Annotated in this window: 12 protein-coding genes; 4 read left to right on the top strand and 8 right to left on the bottom strand. The window is 67.8% G+C overall.

Features of this window, described 5'->3' with window-relative positions; genetic code table 11:
• Positions 1 to 217: 217 nt before the first annotated feature.
• The 4 genes from sciP to fliK all read right to left on the bottom strand — a co-directional run bounded on the left by sciP (position 218) and on the right by fliK (position 4,885).
• Positions 218 to 499, bottom strand: a complete 282-nt coding sequence (gene sciP / locus ASD38_RS16915) for a CtrA inhibitor SciP (RefSeq protein WP_056439427.1) — start codon at positions 497 to 499, stop codon at positions 218 to 220.
• Positions 500 to 668: 169 nt separating this feature from the next.
• Positions 669 to 2,366 carry a flagellar hook protein FlgE gene (gene flgE, locus ASD38_RS16910; protein WP_056439424.1) on the bottom strand — a complete coding sequence of 566 codons (1,698 nt, stop codon included), beginning with the start codon at positions 2,364 to 2,366 and terminating at the stop codon, positions 669 to 671.
• Positions 2,367 to 2,492: 126 nt separating this feature from the next.
• Complete coding sequence (locus ASD38_RS16905; protein ID WP_056439421.1) at positions 2,493 to 3,173, bottom strand: flagellar hook assembly protein FlgD; 681 nt, start codon at positions 3,171 to 3,173, stop codon at positions 2,493 to 2,495.
• Between the two features lie 11 nt (positions 3,174 to 3,184).
• Positions 3,185 to 4,885, bottom strand: a complete 1,701-nt coding sequence (gene fliK / locus ASD38_RS16900; RefSeq protein ID WP_056461769.1) for a flagellar hook-length control protein FliK — start codon at positions 4,883 to 4,885, stop codon at positions 3,185 to 3,187.
• Positions 4,886 to 5,288: 403 nt separating this feature from the next.
• Between fliK and flgK the strand changes: the two genes are divergently transcribed.
• A complete protein-coding gene (gene flgK / locus ASD38_RS16895) occupies positions 5,289 to 7,403 on the top strand; it encodes a flagellar hook-associated protein FlgK (RefSeq protein WP_056461766.1) in 2,115 nt (704 codons plus the stop codon).
• A gap of 9 nt (positions 7,404 to 7,412) precedes the next feature.
• Positions 7,413 to 8,354 carry a flagellin gene (locus ASD38_RS16890; RefSeq protein WP_056439411.1) on the top strand — a complete coding sequence of 314 codons (942 nt, stop codon included), beginning with the start codon at positions 7,413 to 7,415 and terminating at the stop codon, positions 8,352 to 8,354.
• A gap of 12 nt (positions 8,355 to 8,366) precedes the next feature.
• On the opposite strand, the gene ASD38_RS16885 is transcribed toward ASD38_RS16890, so the two are convergent.
• Positions 8,367 to 9,386, bottom strand: coding sequence for a DUF1254 domain-containing protein (locus ASD38_RS16885; protein WP_056439408.1), 1,020 nt, complete (start codon positions 9,384 to 9,386; stop codon positions 8,367 to 8,369).
• A complete protein-coding gene (gene bla, locus ASD38_RS16880) occupies positions 9,383 to 10,327 on the bottom strand; it encodes a subclass B3 metallo-beta-lactamase (RefSeq protein WP_056439405.1) in 945 nt (314 codons plus the stop codon). Before bla ends, ASD38_RS16885 begins: the two co-directional genes overlap by 4 nt.
• A 158-nt stretch (positions 10,328 to 10,485) precedes the next feature.
• On the opposite strand from bla, the gene mnmA reads away from it, so the two are divergent.
• Positions 10,486 to 11,709 (top strand): tRNA 2-thiouridine(34) synthase MnmA, encoded by a 1,224-nt coding sequence (gene mnmA, locus ASD38_RS16875; RefSeq protein ID WP_056439402.1) that lies wholly within the window; start codon positions 10,486 to 10,488, stop codon positions 11,707 to 11,709.
• Between the two features lie 308 nt (positions 11,710 to 12,017).
• A complete protein-coding gene (locus ASD38_RS24925; RefSeq protein ID WP_268761004.1) occupies positions 12,018 to 12,149 on the top strand; it encodes a hypothetical protein in 132 nt (43 codons plus the stop codon).
• Between the two features lie 36 nt (positions 12,150 to 12,185).
• On the opposite strand, the gene ASD38_RS16870 is transcribed toward ASD38_RS24925, so the two are convergent.
• On the bottom strand, positions 12,186 to 12,413 hold the full coding sequence (locus ASD38_RS16870) for a hypothetical protein (RefSeq protein WP_056439399.1): 228 nt from the start codon (positions 12,411 to 12,413) through the stop codon (positions 12,186 to 12,188).
• Positions 12,410 to 12,913 (bottom strand): winged helix-turn-helix transcriptional regulator, encoded by a 504-nt coding sequence (locus ASD38_RS16865; RefSeq protein ID WP_056461763.1) that lies wholly within the window; start codon positions 12,911 to 12,913, stop codon positions 12,410 to 12,412. The genes ASD38_RS16870 and ASD38_RS16865 overlap by 4 nt, the downstream gene beginning before the upstream one ends.
• Positions 12,914 to 13,107: the final 194 nt, after the last annotated feature.

Here is a 13,107-nt window from a genome sequence, read left to right as displayed (position 1 = left end):
GACAGAACGCCAGCCGCTGCGCGCCGAAGCACGCCTTCGCTAGGCAGGATTTACCCAGTGCAAGGTAAACGGGTCGTTTACAAAAGGCCCCTGCAAGGGGAGGCCAGGGGCGCCAAAAGGTCGCGGCCGCGTCCCTGGGGACGCGGCCGCCGATCTGTACAAATTGGGCCGGTCAGGGGTCGAAACCCTTGCGTCCCTACGCTTTGCGTCCCGCGAACTAGCGGTACTGCTGAAGCCGCGTGGTCCGAAGACCCGCCAGGCCGTGGCGTTCGATCGATTGCTGCCAGGCGAGGAATTCCTCGTTGGTCAACTTGTACCGATCGCACGCCTCGTCGAGCGAGAGGAGACCACCGCGGACGGCGGCCACCACCTCGGCCTTGCGCCGGATCACCCAACGCTGGGTTTCCGGAGGCGGCAAGTCGGAGAGAGTCAGCGGCGCGCCGGTCGGACCGATCACGTACTTCTCACCCCGGCTGTTCGTGCGCTGCTGCTGCAACATGGCTTTACGCCTTTCCCACAACCATCACTGTTGGAGAGGAATATACGCACCGGGAAATAACAGGCGCTTAATTCCAATAGTAAAGAAAGACTGAAACACGAGGCTTTCTCCCCACTCCAGTGATGTATCAATGTGACACAGGGTAATTAAGGTCAGTTAAGACCTGTAATTACCGCTTAATGCTCAGAAGCTCTTCTAGCATCTGGTCAGCGGTGGTGATGATCTTCGACGAAGCCGAATAGGCTCTCTGTGTCGTGATCAACCCCGTGAACTCGGTCGAAAGGTCGACCGTCGAAGCTTCCAGCGTGGACGGAGCAATCGAGCCCGCGCCGCCTTGTCCCGGAGTCTTCAAGCTATAGGTGCCGCTTTCATTGGTGACGCGATATGCATTTCCGTTCACCCCCTTCAATCCGTTGGGGTTCGAGAAGGTGGCGATCGCAACCTGTGCGATGCGGCGGGTCACGCCGTTGTCGAAGATCGCCGAAACATAACCTTCGTCGTCGACTTCGATGTTGGTCAGGTTGCCGAAGGCCGTGCCGTTGGTGTTGACCGACTGGACCACCGATTGGCTGTTGTACTGGGTCAGACCGCCGGCGGCGCTGGCCAGGTCGATCTGGATGTCCTGGTTGTCGATGCCCAGGCCGTCGGCCCAGCGCGGCGGAGTCACGGCCGGCGGCGGCAGGTTGGCCACGGTCGGGTCCGACGCGCCGATGTTGATCGCGGTCGGGGTGATGCCGCCGAACAGGTTGCCGACCGAGCTCAGCTTGCCGTCGGTGGTGAAGGTCACCTTGCCCGTGCTGATCAGGCCGTTGGTGTTGTTGTCCAGGTCGCCCGGCTTGGCGCGCAGTTCGGCGAACCACTCGTTGGGGCCCGGGCCCTTCAGCAGCGACAGGGTGACGGTGCGCTGGCCGCCCTTGGAATCCGAAACCGGGATCTGGATCTCGAAGTCCGGCTTGACGCCGGTGGTCGGGTCTTCGGCGTAGTCCGACATCGAGCGGGTCGTCGGATCATAGGCGCCGCTGGCGATGGCGTCGGCCTTGGTGTTCAGGCCCAGCTGGGTCTGGGTCAGGGTGACGGCGGGCGGACCGGCGGCGATCTGCACGTTCGGGGCCGTGCCGGGCAGGGTGGTGGCCGTCAGGAGGCCGGTGGCCGGGTTATAGGTGTTGACGCCGGTGGCGACGGTGACGCCGGCCTGGCGGATCTCGACGGCGTACTCGTTGCCGTTGCCGGTCGGGCTGTAATAGACCGAGTAGCTGTTGGTCGCGCCGCTGCTGTCGAGCAGGGGGCCCTTGACCGCCACGGCGTTGGCCGCGGCCGAGACGGGCTGCTCGGAGCGCAGGTTGGCGTTGACGCCGACCCGGGTGGTCTTCTCGGCGGTGCCGCCGACCGTGCCGACATTGATCGACGACAGCTGGGTCAGGTCCGACGGATCGGGGGTGATCGTGCCGGTCACCGGATCGGCCAGCCAGCCCTGCAGATAGAGGCCCGCGTCGTTGCGCAGGTAGCCCAGGTTGTCGAGCTGGAACGAGCCGGCGCGGGTGAACGAGCGGCTGTCGGTGGCGGTCAGGCCTTCCGGCTTCTGGGTGCCCACGAAGAAGCCCGAGCCGGCGATCGACAGGTCCAGGTTCGAGGTCGTGGCCTGGGTCAGGCCCTGCTGGCTGACGAACTGGTGGGTCTGGGCCTTCACGCCGCCGGCGCTGTAGGTGGCGTTCTTGCTCTGCGAAGTGACCAGCGTCGAGAAGTTGGCCGAGCTGCGCTTGTAGCCGACCGTGTTGACGTTGGCGATGTTGTCCGAAATCGCGGCCAGGGCCGACGAGTTGGAGATCAGGCCGGAGACCCCGGCGAGCATGGCGCTGTTGATGCTCATGACTGCGATCCTGCGATGAAGTTCAAAAACGAAAGGGTTCGAGGGTTCAGCGCGGTTTGCGTTTGGGTCTCCGAAGAGACCGCGACGGCGTCATTCTGACGCCCGTTCATCGGGTGGTGACGGCCGTTACGTGGTCGTCGAGGGGGCGTTGGTGACGCCGATCACGGAGTCGAGCGGGACCTTGGTGTCGCCGATCCAGACCATGTTGACGCCGCTCTCGTTGGTGACCTTGGTGACGACGCCGTCGACGCGTCCCTTGGCCGTCGTGGTGATGTTCGAACCTTGGGAGTCGGTCGCGGTCACCTTGATGGTGTACTCGCCGCCGGCGGGCTGCTGGGTGCCGTTGGCGCTCTTGCCGTCCCACTTGAAGGTGTGGTCGCCGCCCGACATGTCGTCGGGCAGGACCGTGGCGATCGTGGCGCCGAACTTGTCGATGACCTCAACCTTGACCGCGGTGGCCGAGCGGCTCTGGGTGTAGCTCCAGGTCGCCTCGTTGTTCTTGAGCACCGACTTATCGGTCTCGGCGGTGACCTGCTTGCCCATCAGGTTGACGCCCTCGCTGATGCCGCCGCTGGTGTTCATGCCCACCAGGGCCGTCAGCAGATCGTTGGTGACCAGCTGCTGCTCGACGCCGGTCATCTGGGTGATCTGGCTGGTCATCTGGGTCGTGTCGGTGGGCGCCAGCGGATCCTGGTTCTTCAGCTGGGTGGTCAGCAGCTTCAGGAACGTCTGCTCGTTGTTGGCGAGCGAGTTCCGGGAGTTGTTGATCTTGTCGATGGTGGCGTTGCTGGTCGCGGCGACAGCCATGGCGGTATCTCCTAGATTCTGACGTCGACGCCGCTGCTGTCGGCGGCGCGGAGGCCGGGCAGCAGGACGGACGGAGACAGGGTGGGGATTTCCTCGCCCAGCGCCGATCGGAAGGCGCGGCCTTGGAAAGCCTGACGGCCGTTCTCGCCGTCCTGGAAGTTGAAAAAGGCGTTCTGGTTCTGGCCGCCGTTCTGCGAGTTCTGGCTGTCGAAGCTCAGGGCGCTGTCGGCGACGTTGAAGCCGGCGGCCGCCAGGGCCTGGCGCAGCTCGCCCGACTTGCCGCGCAGCTCGGCGGCGGCGGCCGGGTTGTCGAAGTTCAGGGCGGCGGTCAGCTTGCCGTCCTTGCCGATCTCGATGCGCACGTCGACCCGGCCCAGGCCTTCCGGCTGCAGGACGACGTCGAAGCGGCTGGTCTTGCCGACCACCGCCTTGCTGGCGATCTCGGTCGTCAAATGGCTGACCGTCTCGGGGCCGGCCTTGGGCAACTGGGCGGCGACGATCGGAGCCGGGGCGGCCGCGGTGCCGGGCGCGACCAGGGTCGGGGCGGTCGAGCCGGCGTCGGCGGCGGTCGCCACGGACGCGGCGTCCTTGAAGGCCGGGCCCTGGGCGTCGGCCTGATCCTGGGCGCTGCCCTCGGCCGAGCCTTCGCCCGTCGTCGCGGCGTGGGCCGCGGCGGGAACCTGGCCGTGAGCCGGCTCGGCGGCGTCGGCCACGGCGGCCGCGACGGCGGTCGCGGCGGCGGAGGCGGCTTTCGGTTCGACGGTCTTGGCGACCTTGCCGGTCACCGAGACGACTTCCGGCGCGGCGGCCTGGGCGGCGACGGTCTGAACGGCGGCGGGCTCGACGGCGTCGGTCGTCGGCGCGGCGACGGCCACGGCGGCCACCGCGGCGGCATCGGCGGTCGACGGAGCCGCCGTCGGCGCGACCGGCGCGGTCACGGCGGCTTCGGCCTTGGCGACCGGAGCGTCGGAAGCGACGGGGGCGGTCTTGGTCTTGGCGGCGGCCGCGGCGGCGACAGCGAGTTCAGCGGCCGAGACCGCCGGCGTTCCCGGCAGGTCGAGGGCCGGGGCGGTCTCGGCGGCGCCCGTCGCCAGGGCGGCGGCGGGCAGGGCGGCGGCGGGAACGGCGTGGTCCAGGGACGGCGCGGCCTGGGCGACGACCGGCTCGAAGACGGTCTCGGTCGAAGCGGACTGGGCGGGGGCCGCGGCGGTCGCGTCGGCGTCCTCGGCGGTCTTCGGCGTCTCGACCGTCGGCGCCTGCATGGCGGCGATCAGGGCGGCCGCGGCCAGGGCGGCGGCGTCGGCCTGACCGGTGGTCGCGTCGGCGGCCTGGTCGTCGGTGGCGACGGTCGCGTCGGCGGCCTGGTCCTTGCTGTCGGTCTCGCCGGCGGCGGAGACGTCCGACGTCTTGTCCGTCTGGGCGGCGTCGGCGACCTTGGCGGGCGTCTTGGCGTCGGCGACCTTGTCCGGAGCGTCGGCGGCCTTGTCGGCCTTGGCGCTGGAGGCCTTGTTGTCCTGCGCTCGGTCGGCCGACTTGTCGGCGACCTTGCCGGCGTCCCGGGCCTCTCGCGTGGAGGCTTTGTCGTTCGAGGCGTTGGCGCTTCCGGTCTGGGCCAGCAGCGCGCCGAAGCCTTCGGCCGCGTCCTTGTCGTAACCACCGGCGAGCGCCGGGGTCGAGGGCAGGACGGAAGCGGGAGCGGCGATCGCGGTCATGCGTCGATGAGGTCCACGGAGGATGGCGGCCCAGAGAGGACACGCCTTGATCCGGACTTCCCTGAGCAACCGTCGGGCCAACTCGAATTTTTCAGCTAAGCGTTTGTTTTATTGGACATTAATCTTGCGTTTACGACTTCGGATAGGCCGACCACGGCGCTTTTTGCCGGGCTGAACCGGGCGAAAAGGGCCAGGCTTGCCGCGTCGTCGCGCCCCACCCCCAGTTGGCGCCCTCCTTGCGCATAGGTTTCTGTCGCTCGCTCGACGTCAGGAACGAATCGCCATGATTTTCAATGGCTTGCACATCGCCGATGGGGTCGAACCCCGCAACGCCCGGCAGTTTTCGCCGGGCAAGGTCGCGTCGTGCCGTTCCGGGTTTGCCGAGCTGGCCGGAGAATAGATCATGTCGTTGAACACCATCTTGAACGTTGCGACCTCGGGGATGATGGCGGCCCAGACGGGCCTGCGCGTCGTTTCCGACAACATCGCCAACATCAACACCGCCGGCTATGTCCGCAAGTCGATCGCCCAGTCGAACCTGGTGTCGAACGGCATGGGCGTGGGCGTCAACATCGACGCCATCAAGCGCGCCACCGACAAGTTCATGGCCGCCGCCAGCCTGAACGGCGCCGCCGACTCCGGCCGCACCGGCGCGATCGCCACGGCCATGGACAACGCCCAGAAGCTGTTCGGCGACCCGACCTCGACGACCAACTATTTCTCCACCCTGGACGATGTCTACGCCGCCTTCTCCATGGCGGTGGACGATCCGTCCTCGACCCTGCTGCGCAGCAGCGCCGTGACCAAGGTCGAGGACTTCCTCAGCGAGAGCAAGCGCATCACCTCGTCGCTGTCGAGCCAGATCACCGACACCGACAACCGCATCGGCGCCGACGTCGCCCGGGTCAACGACCTGCTCAAGCAGATCGACGCCCTGAACGTCGACATCACCCGCGCCAAGATGTCGGGCGCCGACGGCACCGGCTCCGAGAACGTTCAGAGCGGACTGATCAACGAGCTGTCGACCTATATGAACGTCCAGGTCAGCGACCGCGCCAACGGCGGCGTCACGGTGCGCTCGGCCGAGGGCGTCACCCTGGCGGGCAACGGCCCCGCCACGATCACCTATAACCAGTCGGGCCCGGCCAACGGCTACCTGACCGTCGTCACCGCCAACAGCGGCGGCCAGGTCATGCCCTTCTACGTCTCCAACGGCGAGATCCAGGGCCTGCTGGAGCTGCGCAACCAGGAACTGCCGAGCCTCTCCGACCAGCTGGGCGAGTTCGTCAGCCGCGCGGCCGAGGAACTGAACCGCGCGTCCAACGCCGCCAGCGCGGTGCCCGCGCCGAACCGCATGACCGGCAAGGACACCGGCCTGGACGCCAACACCGCCTTCGCCAACTTCACCGGCAAGACGACGATCGCCGTCACCAACGGGTCCAGCGCGATCGTCCAGCGCGTCGACATCGACTTCGGCGCCGGGACGATGACCGTCAACGGCGCCCCCGGCCCGGCCTTCACCAACACCAACTTCCTGACCCAGCTGAACACCGCCCTGGGCGGCACGGCCACCGCGGGCTTCGCCAACGGCGAGCTGAGCCTGAACGCCACGGCGGCGACCGGCGGCGTCGCCATCGTCGACGACGCCACCACGCCCTCGAGCAAGGCCGGCAAGGGCTTCAGCCAGTTCTTCGGCCTCAACGACGTCATCCGCTCGGACGGCTATTCGCCCTACGAGACGGGCATGGTCGCCACCGACCCCAGCGGCTTCACCCCCGGCCAGACCATCACCCTGCGCCTGACCGACACCGAAGGCAGCCGCATCCGCGACGTCCAGGTGGCCATCCCGACCGGGACCGGCTCGATGCAGGAAACCATCGACGCCCTGAACTCGCGCAATTCGGGCGTGGGCCTGTACGGCTCGTTCTCCCTGGGCGCGAAGGGCGAGCTGAGCTTCACGCCCAACGGCGCCACGCCGGTCACCCTGTCGGTGGTCGAGGACCTGACCCAGCGCGGCGTGGGCGGCCCGTCGCTCAGCCAGCTGTTCGGCGTGGGCATGAGCGAGCGCAGCACGCGCGGCGGCCTCTACAAGATGGATCCGGCCATGGAGGCCGATCCCTCCAAGCTGCCGTTCGCCAAGCTGGACCTGACCGTGGCGGCCGGCGTTCCGGCCCTGGCGGTCGGCGACGGCCGCGGCGCCCTGGCCCTGGCCAAGGCCGGCGACAGTATCACCGCCTTCGCCAACGCTGGCGACACCGCCGGCTCCAGGAAGAGCGTGCTGACCTATGGCGCGGACTTCAGCGGCGCCATCGCCCGCAAGGCCGACTCCGCCACCAGCCGCAAGGAAGCGGCCGACTCCGTCAAGACCGAGGTCGACGCCCAGCGCCAATCGCAGGAGGGCGTCAACCTCGATGAGGAACTGGTCAACCTGACCACCTATCAACAGGCGTTCAACGCCTCCGCCCGCCTGATCCAGGCGACCAAGGACATGTTCGATGTCCTCACCGGCATCATCTGAGGTTAAGCCATGACCCGCGTCTCCACCTCCGGCAATTTCGGCGTGATGACCAGCAACCTGATGCGCGCCCAGGTGCTGCAGAACCTCGCCGGCGAACAGGTCTCCAGCCAGAAGAACGCCACCGACCTGAAGGGCTACGCCAAGAACGCCGAGGTCCTGACGGCCATGAAGACCGCCCAGGCCAAGGTCACCGGCTTCCTGGACCAGACGAGCTTGGTCGCCAACCGCCTGGACGTTCAGGACATCGGCATCGGCCAGGTCGCCGACGCCACCCAGGACGCCCGCGACGCCGTCGCCAACGCCGTCGCGGCGGGCAGCGCCGAGACCCTGATGCAGCAGCTGACCGGCGCGTTCGGCGACGTGGTCCAAGGGCTCAACAGCCGGTTCAACGGCCGCTACGTGTTCGCCGGCGCCAAGTCCGACGTCCAGCCCACCACCGCCACCAGCATGACCGACCTGACCGCCGGCCCGCCGAGCGGTACGGCGGTGTCGATCCCCACGCTGTTCCAGAACGATCAGTACATCAGCAGCAACCGCATCGACGACACCACCTCGGTCGACACCGGCCAGTTGGCCGACCAGCTGGGCACGGGCGTCTATGGCGTCTTCCAGCAGGTCCAGGCCTATGTCGATGTCAACGGCCCGTTCACCGGCAAGCTGACCCAGGTCCAGAGCGACTTCCTCAAGAGCCTTCTGCCGACCTTCGACTCGGTCAAGACCGGCCTGATCACGGCCCAGGCCCAGAACGGCCTGAACCAGAAGCGCTTCGAGACCGCCCGGACCGACCTCTCGAACCAGGCCGACACCCTGACCACCATGGTGGGCGGCATCACCGACGTCGACATGGCCGAGGCGATCACCCGCCTGGAGTCCGCCAAGCTGGCCGTCCAGGCCTCGGCCCAGGTGTTCGCGAGCCTGCAGAACTCGTCGCTGCTGAACGTGCTGAAGTAGGACCGGCCGGCCTCAGCCCACGGGCTGGGCGACCGGGAAGGTCCACGATCCGTCCAGGATCGCCTTGCGCGGCCGATAGAGGCGCACCGTGTAGTTCCAGCCGGGCATGATCGCCAGGCAGTTGGCGACGCCCGCCCCGCAACCGCCGAACTGCACCCGGAACGACCCGTCGGCCTCTGGCTTGGCGGTCAGGTTGTTCAGCGAATAGCCGCCCCGCGCCCCTTGCTCCCCACCGGCTTCGAAGAAGCCCTTGGCGTTGTAGACGCTGATCGACCAGAAGCCGTCCACCGGCACGTCCTTGACGGTCAGGACGTGGACGGTCTTGCCGTCGTTGCGCGGCGGATCGACGCCGTTGTAGATCGCGGCCTCCCGCGGATTGCCGCCCCAGCCGAACGCCGTTCCGATCAGGTGGTCGATCGGATCGACCTGCGCCTTGCTTCCGAACATCTTCGGATGGCCGCCCAGCGCCGCCAGGACGGCCAGGGCGTCGCGGGCCTTGGTCTGCGAGACCGGATCCCAGGCCGGGCTTTCGAACACGCCGACCGCCGCCTGCCGGACCGCGACGCGATCCTGCGCCGCGTTGGCCGCCTTGAGATCCGCCGGATCGGCCGGATCGGCCAGGGTGCGGATGATCAGGAATAGATAGCGCGTCCCGACGGCGGCCTGGTCGTAGGTGTGGCGCCCCGGCCCGTAGACCACCTCGACCGTGTAGTGATCCTCGGACAACGCCTGCATCGACATGAAGCGCTTGCCGACGTCGGGCAGATCGATCGTCACCGGTCCCGCCGCCAGGTCGAACACCCCCGACGAATAGAGCGTGTCGCGGTTCATGCGCACGACGGTCTGGGCGTCGATCGGGGTCGGTCGCCGCGTGTGCTCCAGCTTGCCGAACGCCCCCGCGGCCGCCGTCTTGGCGAAATAGGTGTCGGTCTCGGCGCGGACGAAATTGTTGGCCGTCACGGGGATCGGATCACCCGTCGACGGCGCGGCGGCGAGCAGTCCCAGGGCGGCCAGGACGGCGGGCGTGCTCATTTGACGGCTCCCTCCACGCCCAGCTCCCGGTTCATTTCGTCCTCGAAGGCCTGGCGCTGGGCCGCGATGTAGCGACGGTAGCCTTCCGGATCGACCCATGCCGCGACGCCCTGAGTCTTGGCGCGGGTCCGCTTGCCCTCGATGTCGAAGCGCTCGGTGTGCGAGACCAGCCAGATGTCGGGCTTGAGCAGTTCCAGCCGGGCGGCGGTGCGGCGAAAGTCGTCGGCGATGCCGGGATAGGAGGGATGGCCGGCCAGCGCGTAGCCGGGATTGACGCTCATCCCGTCGGGCCAGACCACGACATAGGCCTTGCCGCCGTCGACGATCGTCGTGGTCCAGGTGGTGTCGCCCCGGGTGTGGCCGGGCGTCGCCAGGGCCGTCAACACGATGTCGCCCAGCTTGACCGTGTCGCCGTCGCGCAGCACGCGGTCGACCTTGGCGGCCGGAAAGCCCATCACCTTCCAATCGGTCCCGTAGTGGAAGTCGCTCTTGCCGCCGTCTTCCATCGAGGCGATGTCAGCCTCCATCATCGCCAGCTTTCCGCCCGACAAGTCCTTCAGATAGGCGATGCCTCCGGCGTGGTCGGCGTGGGCGTGCGACGTCACCAGCACCTTGATGTCCTCGGGCTTGAACCCGAGCTTGCGGATCGAGGCGGCGATCATCGGGCCCGACGACGGCATGCCGGTGTTGATCAGGACAAGGCCGTCCGAGGTCGTGATCAGATAGACGCCCAGCCCCTGGGTGCCGACGAAATACAGCGGCCCGGCGATCCGGACGGGCTCGGCCGGCTCCTCCCATTTCAGGGTCTTGCTGGCCAGGGTGATAAACAGCTTGTTGTCCTTGGCCAACTGGTCGCGCGTGGGCGCCTGGGTCTGGGCGCGCGGCGGGGCCGGCGCCGCCAGCAGCAAGAGAACGAGACCCAATGAGGGAAGGAGCTTCATCGCCACGTCCGCCGGATGACGCCCCTAGTGAAGCCCCGGGCGCCGGAGCCATCAATCGGTGGAATCACTAGGGTCGGGCGCGGACTTTCCCCTAATCCGACCGCCGGGCGGACGCCCGCGACACCCGCAACCTCGCAAAACCGGCCCTGAACCGCTATATGGCCGCGATGGACGCCGACACCGCTCTCTTCGCCCCCGCCGCCATTGCCCTCGCCCCCCCTTCCCTGGAGAGGGCCGTCGAGCAGGCGCGCGAGGCCGTGGGCCTGCCGGTCGGGACGCGGATCGTCGCGGCAATGTCCGGCGGCGTGGACTCCACCGTCACCGCCGCCCTGCTGGCCAAGGCCGGCTACGACGTGGTGGGCGTCACCCTGCAGCTCTACGACCACGGCGCGGCCATCGCCAAGAAGGGCGCCTGCTGCGCGGGCCAGGACATCATGGACGCCCGCATGGCGGCCGAGCGGATCGGCATCCCGCACTACGTCCTGGACTACGAAAGCCGCTTCAAGGAGCAGGTGATCGAGGACTTCGCCGACGCCTACCTGCGCGGCGAGACGCCGATCCCCTGCGTGCGCTGCAACCAGACGGTCAAGTTCCGCGACCTTCTGGACGTGGCCCGCGACCTGGGCGCCGAGGCCATGGCCACCGGCCACTACGTGCAGCGCAGCTTCGCTGCGGGGGCTAATCGACCCCAAATGCGCAGAGCCGCCGACCCGGCCAAGGACCAGAGCTATTTCCTGTTCGCCACCACGGCCGAGCAGCTGGACTTCCTGCGCTTCCCGCTGGGCGGCATGGACAAGCCGACCGTGCGCCAGGTGGCCGCCGAGCTGGGCCTGGCCATCGCCGACAAGCCGGACAGCCAGGACATCTGCTTCGTGCCCGAGGGCAAGTACACCACGGTGATCGACCGGATCCGGCCGCAGGGCGCCCTGCCCGGCGACCTGGTGCACATGGACGGCCGCGTGCTGGGCCGCCACGAGGGCGTCACCCGCTACACCATCGGCCAGCGCCGGGGCCTGAACATCGCCGTCGGCGACCCGCTGTTCGTCGTCAGGATCGACGCCGACAAGCGCCAGGTCATCGTCGGACCGCGCGAGGCCCTGCTGACCCAGGCCCTGTCGCTGAAGGAAGGCAATTGGCTGGGCGCCGAGGACAGCCTGGAAGCCGCCGCCGCCGCCGGCGCGCCGGTGCTGGCCCGCGTGCGCTCGACCCGCGAACCCGTCCCGGGCCGTCTGGCCCTGGTGGAGGGCGAACCGCGCCTGGTGTTCGACGTGCTGGAAGAAGGCGTCGCCCCCGGCCAGGCCTGCGTGCTGTACGACCCGGCCGATCCCGAGCGCGTGCTGGGCGGCGGCTTCATCGTGGCGACCGAGCGGGCCGCGCTCTAGGGCTGCTCGGCGCTTCGGCCGCTCGACTAGGCTCCGAACCCCTCTTGTCCGTCGTTGGGGGCGCGCCCGAGAACCCGGCAGGTCGAACGCCTCAAAAAGGGGCAGAATTTCCCTTTAGGTTGGGATATTTGGCGCTTCTGTCAAAAACTGATCCACATCACGTCGCATTTCGAAAAATAATTGCTCCGCGGGCCGAAAAATCACACGCCAAGCGCGTGACAACCGAAACCTTTGTGGCATGTAGGCGTATCTACTTTACGTGCGCGTCAAGTTTTTGACGCGGGCGTAGAATTCGGAGCAGAAAGCCCATGGCCACCGCCGCCTGCACCTACAAGCACCGCCCGGCCCGCCACGTGTCGCTGACCAGGCTGACCGTGATCCTGGCCAATCTCGCTGTGTGGGCCGGCCTGATTGTCGGCCTCGCGGTCATCGCGCGCTGATCTCGCCGACGTCCCGCTCCGCGTGGAACGGTCGGATCAGACGATCTCTTCGAAATCCATGCCGATCTTGAACAGGCAGTAGCCGGTCTCGTCGACCAGCCGCGCCACGTCGGGATTGGTGTCGGCACGGTCGCGGACGCGGGTGAAGCGCCAGTCTCGCGGATCGGCTCCGGCCGGAAACCCCGCCCCGTCCTCTGCCCCCATGTCCGCCGTCACCAGCCGGTAGGCCGGCTTGGCGCGATGGACGTGGAAGCGGTAGCTCACTCGGCGGCGATCCTGACCGAGGCCTCCAGGGCCTCGCCGACCGTCAGGGCCTGTTCCTCGTGGATGACTCGGGAAAGGTCGCGGCCGTCGACGATCTCGCCGCAGGCCTCGCAGGCCAGCTTGGGATGGAAGTCGCAGCCGCAGGTCTTGTGCACGAAATGCACCGGTCCCTTGCCCACGCCGTAGACGTGCTGATCGCCCCATTCGGCCATGGTCAGCAGCACCGGTGACAGGGCCCGGCCTTTCGGCGTCAGCACGTATTCCTGGCGCGGCGGACGTTCCGAATAGCGGCGCGGCTCCAGCACCCCGTTGGCCACCAGGCTCTTGAGGCGGGCGGCCAGGACGTTGCGGGCCACGCCCAGGCGCTCCTGCCACTGCTCGAACCGTTTCACGCCCTGGAAGGCGTCGCGGAGGATCAGCAGGGTCCACGGATCACCGACGACCTCGAGGGTGGCGGCGATGGCGCAGCGTTCGTTGGTGTAGTCGGCGGTACGGCCCATCACGCGAAGGTGAAGCCTTCCGCCGGGGAATGCAAGGGTTGCTTTTGCAGACCGACAGCAGTAGGTTTTTTATAGCAATTGACTCTCTCGGTTGCGCACTGCGGCCCGGCGACAGCAACATCCGCATTCTGTCGTCGGCCGCTTTTTGCGCGAAAGGCTTGCGCCCGACGCGCCGGAGGGGGTTTATTCCGCCA

The sequence above is a fragment of the Caulobacter sp. Root487D2Y genome, from assembly GCF_001427165.1.
GTDB lineage: Bacteria > Pseudomonadota > Alphaproteobacteria > Caulobacterales > Caulobacteraceae > Caulobacter.
This window is presented reverse-complemented; position numbering and strand designations above follow the sequence as displayed.